Here is an 18,102-nt window from a genome sequence, read left to right as displayed (position 1 = left end):
GCCGTAAATATTGTTGATTGTTCAATCAAACACCTGTTTTTTCCCAGAATATTTTTTTCATTTTTTTTGGAAATAGTCACAAAATCAAGACACAAAAGGAAAAGCCATCTCAAAAAAACCAGTCTGGATAATGGTTTTCATTTCAAGAAGGCTCGGTTACGGTGCAGCCCGATTCATCAGGCACTCCGGTAAACACACTTGCCAGACAGTTTTTCGGACTTATGTTACTGAGATCGAATTGGACAAAAAAATATATTTTTCTCGAACATGATGAACCGTATGGAGATTGCCCATGTTCCGAACTTTAGTAATGCTGATCGGCCTATCCATGGTCTTGACCGGCTGCCAAGTGACACACATGAATACAACACACCCCACTGATTTCGCACCCGACCAAAAAACCACCCTGACACCATCTGTTCAGGGAGACACGACACTCGTCAAACTCAAAAACGGGCTGACCGTCCTTATCAAGGAAGACACCCGGTTCCCATTGGTAAATGTCCGGCTATATGTCCATGCCGGAAGCGCCTATGAAACTCCGGAAATTGCAGGTATCAGCCACCAGCTTGAACATATGGTTTTCAAGGGAACCGATAAACGCGGTCCAGGTGAAACCGCCCTCGAAATCGAATCCGCTGGAGGAATGCTCAATGCGGCCACCAGTTTTGACTACACCGTGTATTATGTCGAAGTCCCTGATGACAAATGGGCCTTGGGCATGGATGTGGTCACGGACATGGCATTCAATCCGACCATTGACCCGGATGAGTTAAAAAGCGAAAAGCAGGTCGTGCTCGCAGAGCTGAAACGGGGTGAAGACACGCCCGGCAGCAAGCTGTTCAAGACCTTGCAATCCATGATCTGGAAAGATTCATCCTATGAATGGCCGATCATCGGCTATCGTGAGACGGTCCAGTCCTTCACGCAAAAAGATATCAAGGATTATATCGCCACCCATTACCAGCCGCAGTCCATGTTGCTGGTCGTCACCGGCAAGGTGGACCCGGAGCAGATTCTTGCGGAAGCCGATACCCTGCTCGGTTCACTGGAAAACACCCATTCCTTCACGCCGCCCAAAGCCATTGCCATCCCGGAAACCGGCACTGGCCCGCACGTGGTCACAATGAACGGGAACTGGAACAAGGTTTATCTCGGAGCCGCCTTCCCCATCCCGCACGGATCTTCCGACAAGATCGCGGGGCTGGAATTGTTGGCTCAACTGATGGGTGGAGACGATACCGCTCGCCTGTACCGCAAATTCAAGTATGAAGAACAATTGGTCGACAGCATTTCCGTCTCGCCTTTGACGCTCGAACGCGGCGGCATGTTCTATGTCCATGCAACATTGGATGCGGACAAGGTCGATCAATTCTGGTCTGAACTGATGACGGAACTGGCCACATTCGACCCCACCGACTTCACGGACAGGGAAATCGAACGCGCCAAGCTGAACATTGAGGACTCCATGTTCCTGACCAAGGAAACATTGTCCGGCCTTGCCAGCAAAATCGGCTATTTCCAATTCTTTGAAAATGGTGAACAAGCGGAAAAGAACTATTTGTTCTCTCTCAGTCAGGTGACCCGCGACGAGATGAAAGACGTTTATGATGAATTTGTCCGGCCCGATCAATTGGCCGTGGCCGTGCTTGCGCCGGAAGGACAGGATGTGTCTGCCGAGTCGCTGACAGCCATAACCAAGGCACAGTGGCCGACACCTGACACGCTCTCGAAAAAGGCTGCGGCCAAGCTGACGGCAAATCCCACGGAGATCGCCCTGCCCGGTGGCAGCCGACTGGTGTTCCTGCCGGACGAAACCTTGCCGTACACCGCCATGAGTATGTATTGGAGTGGTGGCGACGGAGAACTGACACCGGAACAGCAGGGACTCGCGTCCCTGACCGCTGCGGGACTGACCCGGGGCACCATGAAAATGACGGCCACGGAAATGCAGGATTTCCTGTCTGACCACGCCACCAGCCTCGGCGCGACTGCCGGGCGCAACATCTTTGCGGTCGAAGCCAAATTCCCCACCCGGTTCACTGACACAGTATTGCCACTCATGACCGACACGCTCACGTCCCCGGCCTTTGACACAACAGAAATCAATCGAGCCAAACAGGACCAGATTGCAGGCATCAAACGGCGGGAAGACCAACCCCTCGGCCTTGCTTTCCGGAATTTGTTCCCGTTCCTGTACAAAACAGGCCCTTACTCCTTGTTACATGAGGGAACCGTGGACCAGGTCGAGGCCTTCACCAATGCGGACATCATCCGTTTCTGGAACAGGCAGTCCATGCGCCCCTTCACCCTGGCGGTCTGCGGTCAATACGACCCGGCAGCCATTGAAGCCTTTGCCAAAAACATTGCCACGACTTTGACCATGAATGACAAACCGTATGCGTTCACCACGCCACAGTGGGGCACGCAGCGGGAACGCACCATGCAGTTGCCGGATCGGAATCAGTCGCACATATTGATGCTCTTCCCCACGCCTGGGAAAACCGACATGAAGACTTCGGCTGAACTGGAAATGCTCAAAACCGTCTTGTCTGGACAGTCTGGGCTGTTATTCAGAGACCTCCGCGACAAACAGGGATTGGGCTACACTGTCACTTCCATGCTCTGGCAAAGCAAGAATACCGGGTTTATCGCCCTGTACATCGGGACCAATCCCGACAAGGTCGATCAATCCATGACCGGATTCAAGACCGTGCTCAGCGAACTGACCGCGAACCCACTGCCGGACGAGGAACTGGACCGCGCCAAAAACATCATTGTCGGCAATTACTATCAAGATCACCAATCCCTCATTGCCCGCAGCCGTCAGGCAGCCAGCCTCATGGCCCGTGGCTTTGATCGGAATTATGAAGAAAAGCTCATTGAATCGACAAAGACGATCACTCCCGAAGACCTCCAGGCCATCGTCAAGAAATATATGACGGACGACAAGGCCTATATCATGATGGTCACTCCATAGAGCATCACTCACTGCAAAATCACAGGGCCGGGCGAACAGCATGTTCATCCGGCCCTGTTTTCATTTCACGATCAGGATTTCAACCACGAGCCGACGCGGACAGGAAAACAGTCCGACCTTTCCTGTGCGGAAGACTTGCCCATATCCCCGATTCCGCGTTACATATCTTCAAGCAATACAACGCACCAAACCCAAGGGGATCACATAGATGGCACTTATTTTCGGCTCACCCAAACGGCATAATCCAGCCAAGGAAGAACTCAAGAACGATCAACGCATGAAACTCGCCAAAGACATGTACATGGCGGGGAAAATGAAAATCATGACCACCGAAACTATTCCCGGACGAGAAATCCACTCCGCTTTCGGGCTGATCGTCTGCCGAAGCTATGTCTTTGACAACGCCTTTTACGGACTGATGGCCCAAGCCATCGACGTCAACGCCGACGCCATCATCGGCTATCGCGAAACCGTCTCCTTTCATCCCGAAGGCGACAAATACTATTCCTGCTACGGAACCGCTGTCCGGATGAAACGGGTCAAATAGCCATGCCCACGGGAAACGCCGTCACCCGATACTTCCCGCACGGACTGGCCGGAATCTTTACCGCCATCTGGCTGATTCTCGCCATCAATCCGGTCATGCGGGATGTCTGGTGGGCGGAAAACATTCCGGTCATTCTGGTTTTTCTGGCGTTGGTTTTCACCTTCAAGATCTTCCGATTTTCCAATCTAGCCTATGGTCTCATGGCTTGCTGGCTCATTTTGCACACCATAGGCGGGCACTACACCTTCGCCAATGTGCCTTTCGAATGGATCACCGACCTTTTCGGTTTTGAACGCAACCACTTCGATCGGCTGGGACATTTTTCCATTGGATTCTATGCCTTTCCCATCGCTGAATTCCTAACCCGTCAACGTCTGGCACGACCCGTTGTGGTCTATCTCTTCAGCCTGTTCGCCATCATGGCACTGGCCGCAGGATATGAAATCATTGAATGGTGGTATGCCGTCGAAGCTGGTGGTGAAGCCGGAATCGAATTCCTCGGCTCCCAAGGGGACATCTGGGACGCGCAAACCGACATGCTTGCAGACACCCTCGGTGCCGTGACCGCCCTTGTGCTCTTCCGATTCTCAGGTATCAAAGCCGACAATTAGTCCCGCATCCCTAACCGTCTGTCCAGCAGCAGCATATCCACGAGCGTCAAAGCCATCATGGCCTTGAGCACGGGATTAATCCGTGGGATGGCCGCAATATCATGCCTGCCGCCAATGGTGATGGACGTGGCCGAACCATCGGAATTTACCGTACCTTGCGTCTGCGCAATGGAGGGAATCGGCTTGATAAATGCCCGAGCCACGATATCCTGTCCCGATGAAATGCCACCGAGAATTCCCCCGGCATTGTTGGATAAAAATCCGTCTGGCCCGATGGGATCATTATTCAGACTCCCAAGCGAACAGGAAGCGTTCATCCCGGACCCGATTTCCACGCCCTTGACCGCGCCCACGGACATAAGCGCATAGGCAAGGCGTGCGTCCAGCTTGTCAAATACCGGCTCACCCAAACCCGCCGGAACCGATGTGGCACGGACTTCCACGACCCCGCCGAGGGTGTCACCCTGAGATTTGACCGCCTTGATTCGGTCATTCCAATCATCCACGATATCCGGGTCCGCGCTGAAATAGGGTCGGGTCTGCGCACCTTCAAAATCGTTCGCATTCACAGGAATCCCACCCAGCTCGACCGTGGAGGCATAGACAGCGATACCTTCACGCCGCAATACTTCTTGTGCAATGGCACCACCAGCGACCCGGGAAACGGTTTCACGTCCGGATGAACGCCCACCACCGCGATAATCCCGAAAGCCGAACTTGGCATTGAATGAATAGTCTGCGTGCCCGGGCCGAAACACATCCTTGATCGCGGAATAATCATTGGAACGGTGGTCGGTATTGGGAATGGTGAATCCGATGGATGTCCCCGTGGTTTTCCCTTCAAACACACCGGAGAGAATCGTGACACGGTCCGACTCCTGCCGTGCGGTTGAAGCAAGTCCACCCTGTCCGGGTTTACGCCTGTCCAACTCCGCTTGCAGCATGGACTCGTCCAACGGAATACCCGCCGGACAGCCGTCCACCACGCCGCCCAACCCCGGGCCATGGGACTCGCCAAAAGTGGTCAATCGAAACACTGTGCCCAAAATATTGCCGCTCATGATCGCATCCTAAAATTTATCAACCTGAATAATATCTTCGGTCTTTCCAAGCAGGACAAGGACATCGCCCTGTTCCAACACCCGTTTCGCCTGTGGCACAAAATGGAATTCCGATTCGCCCGAATGCCGAAAGGCAATGACCTGCACCTGATAGGTATTGGTCAAATCCAGTTCTCGCAATGTCTTTCCTGTCCAGTCGTCCACCACGATTTCCCGGGTTGCCACATCATTGCCAAGCCCGAAATACTCATGCAGTCCGGGAACCGCCAGCCGATGCGCCAATTGAAACGCCACAAACGCTTCGGGAAACACCACGAACGGCACACCCAACTTGTATAAAACCCGTTCGTGCTCCTGACTGAACGCCTTGACCCAAATATTCTTGACGCCAATGGTTTGCAGATTGAGCACCACCAAGATGCTGGCTTCCATGGAATCACCCGTGGACACAATGACCTTTTCCAGATCCTGAAATCCAATCTGACTCAACGTTTTTTCATCCGTGGCATCCGCTTCATAGACCTGTGCCAAGGTGTCCTGCGCCCGACGCACGTTCTCCGGGTCCTTGTCCACTCCCACGACATCATGCCCCAAATCGGTCAGAGCCTTGGCCAAAGCCAATCCGAATTTGCCAAGCCCGATAACACCGACTTCCTTTGTCTCCGACATGATCTTCTCCTTCACATTCTATCCAAACGGTAAATTCCCGGTCGGGACCTTGTACCGACGTTCAGCCTGCCAACTCTGCAATGCGGACAACAGCCACACCGGTCCCAATCGCCCGACAAACATGAGCACGATGACCGTCATTTTTTCCAGAGTGTCCAGTGACGACGTCACCCCGGTGGACAGGCCAACGGTTCCATACGCGGAAATCGTTTCAAACAAATTCACGATAAACTCTTCCCGGGCCATGAGGTAGGAACTGTCCCCGCTTTCCAACGCAGTCAGGACCAGCGTCCCCACTCCGACCAAAATAAACGTCATGGTCGTCAGGGAGACCACCTTGTTCAATGCCCCCTGCGTCAGGGCAAACCGTCCGAGCTGGACCTGTTCGCGCCCCCGAAACTGTGCCCAGACAAATCCGCACAACGCGCGGAATGTCGTGGTCTTTATCCCCCCGGCACACGATCCGGGCGATCCTCCGATAAGCATGAGAAACATCATGAAAATCAACGAGACATTCGCCATGTTCCCAATATCCACCGTATTGAATCCGGCGGTCCGGCAGGTCACTGACTGAAACAATGCGGTCCACACCCGTTCGGACAACGCCCCCGGGGCATTCCCGGCAGCACCCTCGGCAAAGAAGATGACCACGGCACCCAAAAGGACCAGAAATGCCGAGGTTTTCAGAACAATGGACGAATGCCAACTCAGCCGGGGCATGGCGCGATGCTTGTGTGTCATCCTGACCGCCAATTTCCGACAATAGGACGCACACTCGATGAGCACATAAAAACCAAGCCCACCAGCCGTGATGAGAATCATGAATACCAGATTCACCCCACCATGTCCGGCCCACTGGGTGAGGCTATCGGGATACAGGGAAAAACCGGCATTGCAAAAGGCTGAGATGGAATGAAATATCGCAGAATACGGGGCAAACCCGACCGGGTCCATAAGCCATAGGGCCAAGGCACCGCACCCCTCGAAAAAGAACGTCCACCAGACGACCCGGGCCAGGAATCTGGGCAGGCTAAAAGAGGGATCACGCAACAGGCTTTGCCCGACAGCAAGACGGTCATTGAGCGACACCCGCTTGCCGAGCAGGTGAATAATCAGGGTAGTAAAGGTCATGATCCCCAAACCACCAAGCTGAATCAGGACCAACAACACGTCCAATCCAAGGGTTGAAAAATACGATCCGGTATCGACCACGGCCAATCCGGTGACACACATGGCGGACGTGGCCGTGAACAATGCGTCCACAAAGGACAAAGGCCCACCCGGATGACTCACATCAAGATGCAAAACAAACGCACCGATGAGAATGGTTCCGCCAAAGAACCACACCGGCAACCAGTATGGGGAAAAGAGTTTAGCGCGCATGGATACCTATCTGTATATGCCTGTCAGCATATCCTGTCAAAAAGACCGGGACTTCGCTCAAGTCTGGCCAGAATATTCTCGACCACACTGGCCACACTCGCCGCACTGACAACATAGTCGGCACACGACTCATATAATGGTGCCCGTTGAGCCAACACCGTCTCCACTTCGGCCGTGAGCCCCTGCCCTGTCAAGGATGGCCGCTGTCCGGTATTGGGATCACGACGCAATCGACGAACCAGCTCGACAGGGTCCACCTTGAGATAGATCACTATCCCTGTTCGCAAAATCGTCCGATTCTCCGGTTTCAACACGATCCCGCCGCCGCAACCGATCACCCGGCCACCCGGCTCGGATTCCCGCGCCAGTATGGCCGCCTCCCGTTCACGAAAGGCCTCCCATCCGTTAAGAGCGACGTATTGTTCGATTTCGCAACCAACTGATTGCACCAGTGCGTGGTCGGTGTCCACAAATTCACTGTTGAGCCGTGCTGCGAGCCGCCGCCCCACGCTGGTCTTGCCACAGGCCCTTGGCCCGATAAGAAAGATGTTCTTCCGTCTGTCCATATCCGAGAATGTAGAGGAAAACCGCGTTGGCTTCAATCTTTCAAACTCATTACCTATTTTGCAATCAGTCCAAATACTGATAGGCTCCACGCACAACACGATATCGATGAAGGGAGAAAACCATGAAAACAGCACTTTTCGGATTTTCCGGTGCAGGAAAAACAGATCTTTTCGCGGCATTGGCCGGACCGGATGCCACAGCCGCTGGCAACCGCGCCATGATAAAAGTCCCGGACCCCCGACTTGACCCGCTCATTGCACTCTTCTCTCCCAAAAAAATCACGTACAGCGAAATCGAATACCTCGATATTCCGGGTGGCGGCGGTAAAAGTGCCGGTCTCGGCGACCGAGTTCTTAATGAAGTCCGACCCTATGACTGTTTCATCGGTGTTCTGGATGCGTTTTCCGGCATGAACGACCCACATGAACAATGGCAGGCCATTGAAGCCGACATGATGATCACGGATATGGCGGTCATTGAAAAACGGCTCGAAAAACTCGCCACCGATGAGAAAAAGAACAAGGCGTTGGTCGATCCCAAGGAACAAAATGCGTTGCAACGCGCTCTTGCGACGCTGGAAGCAGAGCACCCGCTCAGGACAGATGAGACTCTGGCGGCTCTTCCCGAACTCAAAGGGTATAAATTCCTCTCCGCCCGCCCGATCCTGTATGTCTGGAACTGTCCCGAAGGGGATGAAACATCCATACAGCTTCCACAAGAAACCGCTGGCATGAGTCACATCGCGGTCTCTGCCAAACTCGAACGAGAACTGGCAGAAATCGATGATCCAGAAGAAAAGGCCCTCTTCCTGAATGACCTGGGTCTCTCACAATCCGCATTGGACAAGGTTATCAACAAGACATATCACCTGCTCGGTCTCATCTCCTTTTTGACGGCCGGGGAAGACGAATGCCGCACATGGCCAGTGCGCATCGGCTCAACCGCCCCCCAGGCAGCCGGGGTCATCCACACCGATTTTGAAAAAGGCTTTATTCGTGCAGAGGTCATCGGGTATGACGATTTTATCCAATTGGGAAGCTTCAAGGCCGTCAAGGATGCAGGGAAAGCCCGTCTGGAAGGCAAGGAATATATCGTTCAGGATGGCGACATCATTGAATTCAGATTCAACGTCTAGCTCGGAAGATCCTCACAAAAATCACGATCTTTCCCCTTGCCAAATGATCAAACAGGAATTATTCTCAACTTATGACACAAGAAAAGACCTGTACCAAGCATCGTGAAATAGCCATTGAGTTGGGCGATTGCCGCCTGTGTCAGGGATGTATCGAGATGAACCCTGATGTCTTTGAATGGGATGACGACCTCAACATGCCGTATGTCTGCCGTTCCAAAGTGACTGAAGAAGAAGTCCGGGACATCATGAATTCATGCCCTGAAGACTGCATTGTCTTTGTGGATTGTTGAACGAAGCGATCCAAACTCATTCTTTGCAACCACACAACAAATGTCACGCCCTGTCTCATGGACATGGCGTGACATTTTTTATTCAAAAAACGGTGTGAAACCGAACTTATTTCTTGAGCGGATTTGGTGGAAGCGAGCACGACTCACTGCAACAGGTGCCATAAATGAATCCGCAATACGTATGAAAAACGCGGGTCTGCTTTTCCCGTTGCTCGTCGGTCAGGGGAGCCATTTCGACCGAGTCCACCATTCGCTGCAACTCGGCATATTCTGGCACGGCCTTCATGCCACGGGCCAGACAATCCCCGCTTTTCACGTCCAGCAGGGATGCCTCCATGGTATCAGTCACCAGGGCAAACGGGACCGGACCACCGTCAATAAGCCGGGCCGCGCAGACGGTTTCACGCTCGAATGTCACGACATCTCCGGCACAGAACAGAATGATGAAAATAGGTGTGCCCTGCGCATCGTACACGACATAATCAATTGGTCGCTCAAAATCTTCGCCATCCACAGAATACGTCAAGGGGACTTTGGCCTTGAGACGTTCCTTGGGATAGCCTTTTTCTTCAACCAGTAACTGTGCCAACAACTGCCGAAACTCCTCAAAGGTGGTTTCGTCAATGTCTTCGCCGCTCAAATAATCGCGGAGTGTTCCGCCCAAACTCGCTTCATGCATAGTTTCACATCCTTCTTTTCAGAAGATACGCATCCCCAGGGATCAAGGCAAGAGCACATCAACGAAAATCCCGCTCACAACCGGTCCTTCGGTGGCGGAATGGACGCCTTGCATTTGCAGCACTGAACGGTTTTCCCCTTATCACTCAATGGCACTTTCTGGACCTTTCCACAGGCCGGGCATTTGCGCCATAAATCCAAAGCAGCCTGAAATGCGGAATAAAAAGCCCACATGATGTTCCTCTCTTGTTTCAAGAGCGTCCCTGAGACACGGTTGTCCAGAGACCTTCAATGCAGAATCCCCGTTACAGCACATGACTATCAAGAATAAGCGACGAAAGCGTCACCATCCCGATGATTTCTCCCATGTGTTCCACCGGCGCACGATGTACTCCCATACGATGAATCAATCGAACGGCATACCGAACATCCATGGTCGCGGGCACCGTCACTACCGGCTTTGTCATGATTTCGTACACGCTGACCGACTCTCCGTCCCGACCGGGAACAATCACGTCCTTGACCAAATCCATGATGGTCACGATGGCCCATGCGTCGTCTTCATGACGTTTGTTCACAAGCAACTCCGTGGCCTTGTGCTCTCGCATCATCCGAGCGGCATCCGTGGCCGAGGCCATGCCGTCAATGCTCAGGATGTCCGACTGCATGATATCCCTGACTCGTACTATTGATTGCGTCATTGCATCTTCCTCGCTTCACCCGACATCCGTCCGGCCTTAAAAATAGGTATCCCGCACTTTTTCCTTGAACCGCTCGATCTGACTTTCCATGCCAATGACATCCTCGACCGGCAGCACAAAAGCGATTCCCGTCCCCGGTTCGTGAAAACGACCAGCGGATTCAATCGCCTTCAAGACGGGTTTGACCGTGTGTTCCTCCAACAGAAACATCACGATGTCCGTCTGATCCTCCAGCGTCAGCCCAAAAAACGTATGCGCTTCACGCATTCCCGTGCCGCGGGCGGTAATAATGGTCGCCCCGGTGGCTCCGACCTCTTTTGCAGCATCAACCACGGCATCTGTTATATGCGTCTTGACTGATGCAAGAATGAGTTTGAATTTCATGCCCTTCTCCTGATCTTAGTGCTTCTTTCGACGCGCTGCCCACTCGGTATACTGGGCATATCCCATAACGCTTATGATTGGAAACAGACTGGCAAACGCGATCAGACCGAATCCGTCCAACACCGGATTCCTGCCCGGGACCGCTTCGGCCAGCCCCAGCCCCAGAGCCGCGACCAATGGCACGGTCACTGTGGATGTTGTCACCCCACCGGAATCATATGCCAAGGCGATAATCTTTTTCGGCGCGACAAAGGTTTGAATGATAACAATGACATATCCTGCCAAAATATACATATATAAAGGGGTTCCGGTCACGATTCGAAACGTGCCCAGTGCGATACCGACAGCCACCCCCACGGCCACGGCAATCCGCAGTCCCCACTGACTGATAACCCCACCAGAAACTTCGTGGGCCTTTATTGCGACGGCCAAAAGCGATGGCTCGGCGATGGTGGTCGAAAATCCGATCATGGCGGCAAAAAGATACACCCATCCATAGGACGTCCACCGGGTCAATGCGCTCAGGTCTCCATCCGGAGCGATAAAGGACAAATCCGAAAGCTGAAATGCCATCATTTTCCCCACCGGGAACAAAGCCATCTCCAGTCCGAGGAGAAACAAGGTCAGTCCGATCACAACATAAACACCACCCACCACCAGTCGCGGAAGGTGGGGAATGGGCTGCCGCAGGACTCCCAATTGGAAACAGACAATCAATCCAAGGATGGGAAGAATGTCACGAAATGTGGCAAGCAATGTCTCCCAAAAGGTGCTGATAAACCACATAGCTCCACCTACCCAAAAAGGATCAATCCGTATCCCATGACAAAAATCATGGGAAGCAATGACGCAAATGCGATCAGTCCGAACCCGTCAACCAACGGACTGCGGCCTTTAATAATGGAGGCGAGGCCGACACCAAGCGCCGCAACCAGAGGCACAGTCACGGTCGATGTCGTGACTCCTCCGGCGTCATAGGCGATACCCACGATTTCCTTCGGAGCAATCAATGTCATGAGCATGACCAACACATATCCACCGATAATCAAATAATGGACCGGCCACCCCCGAAGTATTCGTAACACCCCGATAAGGATGGCGATCCCCACGGAAACAGCCACGGAATACCGCAAACCCAACGCGTATTGATTGATAGCGGCCTGATTGGACACAATGAGGTCTGCCTGAGCAGCGATATTGGCGGCTTCGGCTGCGACTGCGATCAACGCCGGTTCAGCCACTGTCGTTGAAAAGCCCAAAGCGAAGGCAAAAACCAACAACCAGAACAGACTTCCCTTACGCGCCAACGCACGGGCCATGGCCTCGCCAATGGGGAACAGCCCCATTTCCAATCCCTGGACAAAAAAAGTCAGGCCGAGAACGACAAGCACTCCACCGAAGGCAACACGACCGAGATCAGGCAACGGTTGTTTGAGCACAACGATCTGAAAAAAAGCAATCACCAAAAGAATCGGTAACAGGTCTGTCAAGGAACTCCACACTTTCTGCCCGGCAGCTCGAAACATGGACAGATTGAATGGTGAAGTATGACCCTTTTTCATGACATTGCCTCTTTCCCTTGTTTTCAGAATGGTTGCAGTCGGCTGTCTCTCTTTTGCCAAACAGGAATTAATACAAAACCCATTCCAAAAGGACAGCCACACCCATTATTTCAGCACATTGTCCGTCTTTTCAAATAACTCCTTAAAATATCACCATTTTTCTTCTCGAAAAACGACGCTCTCCATTCTGTGACACCCACGGGCATCGCGCAATCAAAGACACCACCGGGAAAGTATACCCCAAACCACCCTTCACAATCAATCACCCATGGCGACCTGCTCCCATTCAAGTACAAACGAGGTGTTTTCTCCCGGTGAGACAAAAAGCACCGGGGCGAAAAGTAGAGCAGCCAAACCCCCTTTTTTATGTGAAACCTCACCGACTTTCAGGGGGCACCAACGAAAAAAGCCCGGTTCAGCACAAGGCTGAACCGGGCAGGTTTCATCATTTTTCAGAATGAAGGACTAATGTCCACCACCTGAGACAATGCCGTACAGGCTTTCACCAGCTGTCATGGCAAAGTTGAACAAAGGAGCCGGAATGATGCCAATAAGCAACACGGCCGCTGCCAACATGCCAGCACCCGCAGATGCAAACCAACTTGTATCCGGAGCCGGAACATCCGCAGGAGCCTTTTCTTCAGTAAAGGCGTGACGGAACAGTCCAAGATAGTAATAGATGGCGATGGCGGAGTTCAACACCAGGGTGATGACCAACCAATTATATCCATGATCCCATGCAGAGGTAATCAGGAAGAACTTGCCCATGAACCCCATCGTCGGTGGAAGACCGACAAGGGCAAAGGCTCCGATCGCAAGCGAAAATGCAAGGACCGGGGCTTTTTTGTACAGACCGTTCAGGTCCTTCAAATGCAAATTCCGTCCATCAACAGCTATACGACTCACGATCCAGAACAACAGCAGGTTCATGAGCAGGTAGGCCAAGCCATAAAAGGCGGCAGCACTCACTCCTTCGGGAGTTCCGCTGACCAGACCGACCATGATATATCCGGCATGTGCCACTGACGAGAATCCAAGCAGTCGCTTCAAATCCGTCTGAGCCAAGGCCGAAAGGTTGCCGAACGTCATGGACAATGCACCAAGAATCGCGATGATCGTGGTGATTTCCAATCCGGGCTTCAACAACACGGCAAGTCGACACAAAACGACAATGGCGCCCATCTTGGGCATGGTTGCCACAAAAGCGGCGGTTTCATTACTGGCTCCCTGATAGACATCCGGGCACCAGAAGTGGAACGGGAACAAAGCCAATTTAAAGAACATTCCGGTCAGAAACAGCGTCAGACCGACAACGGCCATGGGCTGATCCGCAAAGGACCAGGATTTGTTCATGAGTTCAGCAATATGCGTCGTGTGCTGGGATGCCATGATGTAGGACAAACCATACAAAGCCAAGGCCGTGGACACAGCACCGAACAGGACGTACTTGACGCCTGCTTCGGCCGCACCTTTTGACTTGGCCCGCAGCGGGATGACCGCATACATCGAATAGGAAGCCAGCTCCAAAGCCAGGTAAATGGTAATCAATTCAACGGCTGACGACAGCAGCATCAACCCGAAAGTGGAGAATCCGAGCAACATATAATAGTCGGCCCGTTTTCCGTCTTCCAGCGTTGGCTGACGCGACGTATTGAGCACCGTCACATAGAAACCAAAGGCGATGGCGATCTTGAAGAACTGGGACATCATGTCAACTTTATAGACACCCCAAAACATGGTTCCTTGCAAGGCAAACCCTGTAATCGCGACAAAGAAGGCCAGTCCAGCCCCAAAAGGAAGCCATTTTTCAACTGGTGGTTGCCACTCTCTGCTGCCAAGTGACTGGATCATGAGAACCAACACAAGGCAGAAGAAGAACAGTTCCGGGACAAGCGTTGTGATATGGAAGTTCACGTTCTCAATCCCCCTATTTCTTGCCCGCTATAACGTTCAAAACGTCAGCGGCGGCAGTTTGCAACGGTTGCTCGACTTCGATTGAGGCGACCTTGCGCTTGTCGAAATCGTTCAACAATTTTTCAATTGAAGGATCGATGATCTTGTAAAACGGCGCAGGAGCCAGTCCGATCCAGAGAACGAAAACAGCGGGAATGGTCAACATGATCCACTCACGGGCATTGAGATCACGCCATGTCTTGGCTGAACTCGGTCGGCCCCAAGCCATCTTCAAACTCACGCGGAACATGTACGCGGCTGCCAACAATGCACCAGGAATACAGCAAAAACCGATGATAACGGATGATTTGAAGGCACCTGTCAGCACCAACATTTCACCGACAAACCCGTTGGTTCCGGGGAAACCGAATGACGCCATGGCCATAAAGCCCCAGAAGAACATGAAGGCAGGCAAATATTTGCCCAACCCGAGGTTGTCTGTAATCTCGCGGCTATGACTGCGTTCGTACACAGCACCGATCAACATAAAGAGTGCGCCGGTGACAATACCGTGATTCAACATCTGAAGCAGTGCACCTTGAGCGCCCTGCATGTTGAACAGGAAAATGCCCAACGTCACGAAGCCCATATGGGCCACAGACGAATAGGCAACCAATTTCTTGATGTCCGATTGTCCCAGTGCAATGGCACCGCCATAGAGAATGGATACGATGGAAATCGCGATCATCATCGGGGCGAAGTACTCACTTGCAGCCGGAGCCAGCGGCAGGCAGAAGCGGAGGAAACCATAGGTTCCCATCTTCAACAAAACCGCAGCCAGAATAACAGAACCAGCCGCAGGCGCCTGAACGTGCGCTGCGGGCAACCATGTATGGAACGGGAACATGGGAACCTTGATGGCAAAGGCCAAAGCCATTGCGAGGAAGGTCCAGAACTGGAAGCGGAAGCTGAAGTTCATTTGCATGAGTTCCGGTATGGAGAAGGTTCCACCGGTGATCCTGAAGGCCACGATGGCCGCCAACAACAGCGTGGACCCTGCCAACGTATACAGGAAGAACTTGAGCGATGCGTATCGACGATCATCGCCACCCCAAACTGCAATCAGCAGGTACATGGGGATAAGCATGGCTTCCCAGAAAACGTAAAACAGGACCAAATCCAAAGCGCAAAAGACGCCAAGGACAGCCGAAGTCATGATCAGCAAACAGAAATGGAATTCCTTCTCTCGTTTGCCGATGTAGGTCCATGAACACATGACGCACAGTGGCAAAACCACGATGGTCAGCAGGACCATAAGTATGCTGATTCCGTCGATGCCGAGGTAATACTGGAGTCCCCATTTGTGGACCCAGTCGATTTTCTCGACGAACTGAAATTCAGCGTTCATTGTAAAGCCGGTCAAAGGGATGGCCAGCAGACACTCTATGATCGACGCTGCCATTGTGTAGTAGCGCACGACCTGCGGCGACCGCAGGAAGAAGAGTCCACATGCCGCGACCAGCGGGAATGCTATCAATGTTGTAAGAACCGGATATCCGAAGTCCAAAACTCGCTCTCCTTAGATTGTCCGGCTTAGCCGAAGTACCAAACCAGGGCGAAAATGCCCAAGCCGAGAACGGCTGCCAAAGCCAGGTAATCCTGCAAATGGGCATTCTGGACTTTCGCCCCTGCCCTGCCGATATTCCTGACAGTATATGCACTGCCGTCCACCACCGTATCAATACCCTTCTTGTCAAACCAGGAAGTGCCATTCCCCATACCGATAAGCGAACGAAGACCAACGGTATTATATACCTCGGTCCACACGTCATCGACCTTTGAAACAGGCCAACAAACAGCGCGCATCAATGATGTCCCAATAAGGCGATAGAAAATATCGAAATCCAAATTGAGCTTTGCATGAGGAGTGATGATCTCACGAGTCAGATAGAAGGCCAGGCCGGAGAAACCGAGCAACAGACCGGAGTTGATGACCTTGTCCAGTGTCCATGGCACAAATGCGTGTTCCACCGTGTACGGCAGATATTGATACAACATATTGGGATAGACGCCCTGAGCAATACACAACAACCCACAAATGGCCATGCCAACATACATATTTACAGGCAAAGGTTTCACTTCGCCCACATATTCTTTTTTACCGCCCCAGAACGCGAAGTACGGGAGCTTGATGCCAACTGAGATAAACGTACCGACGGCGGCGATTTCCATTCCGAGCGCCAAGAATGTGCGATGGGCCTCAGCCGCACCAGCAATGGTCATGGTTTTCGAAATGAATCCGTTGAACAGCGGCATACCAGAGATGGACAAGGCTGCGATCATGTACAGAACCATGACCCAAGGCAGCTTGTATGCCAGCCCGCCCAGCTTATCCAACTTGGCAGTTCCGACGGAATACAGAATCGCGCCGGTGCCCATGAACAACAACCCCTTATACAGGATGTGGGCATATGCGTGAGCCACTGCGCCGTTGAGCGTCATGGCCGTACCGATGCCGATACCCGCCACCATGTATCCCACCTGGGAAACAATGTGGTAGGACAGAATCCGTCGAGCGTTGTTTTCCATGCACGCGTACAAAACACCATACACAGCCATGCAGGTACCGGCGATCGCGAGGACTTCCCATCCGGCGAAGCCACGGGCCAACACATACACCGCTGTTTTGGTCGTAAAGGCGCACATGTACACCGCACCCGCGACCGATGCGCGAGGGTAAGCGTCAGGCAACCAAGCGTGTAACGGCACGACCGCCGCGTTGACGCAGAAACCAGTCAGGATCAACCAATCGTGCAACTGGGCACCAGCAGGATCCACCGCGATGAAATCGAAGTTTCCGGTCACCTTGTACTTCAGCAACAACCCGCCGAGCAGGAACAACCCGCCAACGGTGTGGTACATGAAGTACCTGAATCCGGCACCCACGGACTCTTTGGTCCGAGCCTGCCAGATCAGGAATGTGGAGCCGATGGACATCAGTTCCCAGAACAGGAAGACCGTCAGCAAATCCCCGGCAAACACGCAACCGAAACCACCGGCGACGTACAATGACGCACACACATAGTGGCCTCTGTCTTCAACGTGCATTCCGTAGATGGCACCAATGAATGCAATGACGGAAAAGACCTGGCCAAAGACGATGGACAATTTGTCCACACGCCCGAACACCAGAGCCTGATCCAGATATTCCAAAGCACAATATGTCCCGGGTGCCACCGTGAATATGGAATACAAGGCAATAAGCGGAGCCAGCAATGCCAGCGTGCCGCGAAACGCCTTGTTCATCCACAATGCCGAAGGCACAAAGGGAACGATGATAGCCAGTGCGAGGAAGGCCATGGAGGGATGGATAAAGAAACTAGTCTCCATAGTAATCCTCCTTCCTGGCAATAAACGGCTGGACCACCTTCTTCATGAGGATGACCATGGCCAGCCCGACGATAAGTCCGAATCCGGCAAAGAATCCGGGGTACTTATCAAGACCAAAGTGCGGGTGATGTGTGACAAATGGAATATTGAGTACGAGCAGTACTCCCAGCGTCACGAAGAAAATGATTCTCCACGCTTTCCAGTTGTCTCTCCATTTGGCGAGTAATCCGCCCAAACCTTTTTGACTCATA

Annotated in this window: 18 protein-coding genes; 5 read left to right on the top strand and 13 right to left on the bottom strand. The window is 52.7% G+C overall.

The features are described 5' to 3' along the window. Nucleotides 1-292: 292 nt before the first annotated feature. The 3 genes from GO013_RS06125 to GO013_RS06115 all read left to right on the top strand — a co-directional run bounded on the left by GO013_RS06125 (nt 293) and on the right by GO013_RS06115 (nt 4,138). Nucleotides 293-2,980 carry a pitrilysin family protein gene (locus tag GO013_RS06125; RefSeq protein WP_163809231.1) on the top strand — a complete coding sequence of 896 codons (2,688 nt, stop codon included), beginning with the start codon at nt 293-295 and terminating at the stop codon, nt 2,978-2,980. Between the two features lie 208 nt (nt 2,981-3,188). Next, complete coding sequence (locus GO013_RS06120; protein ID WP_163809230.1) at nt 3,189-3,527, top strand: hypothetical protein; 339 nt, start codon at nt 3,189-3,191, stop codon at nt 3,525-3,527. Nucleotides 3,528-3,529: 2 nt separating this feature from the next. Then, complete coding sequence (locus GO013_RS06115; RefSeq protein ID WP_163809228.1) at nt 3,530-4,138, top strand: DUF2238 domain-containing protein; 609 nt, start codon at nt 3,530-3,532, stop codon at nt 4,136-4,138. Here GO013_RS06115 and aroC read toward each other — a convergent pair. From aroC to aroL, 4 genes are read right to left on the bottom strand one after another with little or no spacing between them, the layout of a single operon-like run. Beyond that, nucleotides 4,135-5,199, bottom strand: coding sequence for a chorismate synthase (aroC, locus tag GO013_RS06110; protein ID WP_163809225.1), 1,065 nt, complete (start codon nt 5,197-5,199; stop codon nt 4,135-4,137). The genes GO013_RS06115 and aroC overlap by 4 nt on opposite strands. A 9-nt stretch (nt 5,200-5,208) precedes the next feature. Then, the gene (locus GO013_RS06105) at nt 5,209-5,868 is read right to left on the bottom strand and encodes a TrkA family potassium uptake protein (protein WP_163809224.1); all 660 of its coding nucleotides are present in this window, start codon (nt 5,866-5,868) and stop codon (nt 5,209-5,211) included. 18 nt (nt 5,869-5,886) lie between these two features. Continuing rightward, complete coding sequence (locus GO013_RS06100) at nt 5,887-7,251, bottom strand: potassium transporter TrkG (protein ID WP_163809223.1); 1,365 nt, start codon at nt 7,249-7,251, stop codon at nt 5,887-5,889. Nucleotides 7,252-7,274: 23 nt separating this feature from the next. Further along, entirely contained in the window at nt 7,275-7,817 is a 543-nt protein-coding gene (gene aroL, locus GO013_RS06095; RefSeq protein ID WP_163809222.1) for a shikimate kinase AroL, read from the bottom strand. 122 nt (nt 7,818-7,939) lie between these two features. Between aroL and GO013_RS06090 the strand changes: the two genes are divergently transcribed. Both GO013_RS06090 and GO013_RS06085 read left to right on the top strand, forming a co-directional pair. Further along, nucleotides 7,940-8,953 carry a DUF933 domain-containing protein gene (locus tag GO013_RS06090; RefSeq protein WP_163809221.1) on the top strand — a complete coding sequence of 338 codons (1,014 nt, stop codon included), beginning with the start codon at nt 7,940-7,942 and terminating at the stop codon, nt 8,951-8,953. A gap of 71 nt (nt 8,954-9,024) precedes the next feature. Further along, nucleotides 9,025-9,243, top strand: a complete 219-nt coding sequence (locus GO013_RS06085; RefSeq protein WP_163809219.1) for a ferredoxin — start codon at nt 9,025-9,027, stop codon at nt 9,241-9,243. 106 nt (nt 9,244-9,349) lie between these two features. Here GO013_RS06085 and GO013_RS06080 read toward each other — a convergent pair whose 3' ends face one another. The 9 genes from GO013_RS06080 to GO013_RS06040 all read right to left on the bottom strand — a co-directional run bounded on the left by GO013_RS06080 (nt 9,350) and on the right by GO013_RS06040 (nt 18,101). Next, nucleotides 9,350-9,922 carry a type I restriction enzyme HsdR N-terminal domain-containing protein gene (locus GO013_RS06080; protein WP_163809217.1) on the bottom strand — a complete coding sequence of 191 codons (573 nt, stop codon included), beginning with the start codon at nt 9,920-9,922 and terminating at the stop codon, nt 9,350-9,352. Nucleotides 9,923-10,226: 304 nt separating this feature from the next. Then, a complete protein-coding gene (locus GO013_RS06075) occupies nt 10,227-10,622 on the bottom strand; it encodes a CBS domain-containing protein (protein ID WP_163809215.1) in 396 nt (131 codons plus the stop codon). Between the two features lie 36 nt (nt 10,623-10,658). Beyond that, nucleotides 10,659-11,006, bottom strand: coding sequence for a P-II family nitrogen regulator (locus tag GO013_RS06070; RefSeq protein ID WP_163809214.1), 348 nt, complete (start codon nt 11,004-11,006; stop codon nt 10,659-10,661). Between the two features lie 15 nt (nt 11,007-11,021). Further along, nucleotides 11,022-11,792 (bottom strand): DUF1538 domain-containing protein, encoded by a 771-nt coding sequence (locus tag GO013_RS06065; protein ID WP_163809213.1) that lies wholly within the window; start codon nt 11,790-11,792, stop codon nt 11,022-11,024. An 8-nt stretch (nt 11,793-11,800) separates the two neighbouring features. Beyond that, on the bottom strand, nt 11,801-12,568 hold the full coding sequence (locus tag GO013_RS06060) for a DUF1538 domain-containing protein (protein ID WP_239057764.1): 768 nt from the start codon (nt 12,566-12,568) through the stop codon (nt 11,801-11,803). Nucleotides 12,569-13,033: 465 nt separating this feature from the next. Continuing rightward, entirely contained in the window at nt 13,034-14,482 is a 1,449-nt protein-coding gene (locus tag GO013_RS06055; protein ID WP_163809212.1) for an NADH-quinone oxidoreductase subunit N, read from the bottom strand. Between the two features lie 13 nt (nt 14,483-14,495). Next, a complete protein-coding gene (locus GO013_RS06050; protein ID WP_163809211.1) occupies nt 14,496-16,028 on the bottom strand; it encodes an NADH-quinone oxidoreductase subunit M in 1,533 nt (510 codons plus the stop codon). 26 nt (nt 16,029-16,054) lie between these two features. Continuing rightward, nucleotides 16,055-17,851 (bottom strand): Na(+)/H(+) antiporter subunit D, encoded by a 1,797-nt coding sequence (locus GO013_RS06045; RefSeq protein ID WP_163809209.1) that lies wholly within the window; start codon nt 17,849-17,851, stop codon nt 16,055-16,057. Then, nucleotides 17,841-18,101: a hypothetical protein gene (locus tag GO013_RS06040; protein WP_163809208.1), complete on the bottom strand. Its 261-nt coding sequence runs from the start codon at nt 18,099-18,101 to the stop codon at nt 17,841-17,843. Before GO013_RS06040 ends, GO013_RS06045 begins: the two co-directional genes overlap by 11 nt. Nucleotide 18,102: the final 1 nt, after the last annotated feature.

Origin of the sequence: Pseudodesulfovibrio sp. JC047, assembly GCF_010468615.1 — a bacterium.
In the GTDB taxonomy this organism is placed as follows: Bacteria; Desulfobacterota; Desulfovibrionia; order Desulfovibrionales; family Desulfovibrionaceae; genus Pseudodesulfovibrio.
This window is presented reverse-complemented; position numbering and strand designations above follow the sequence as displayed.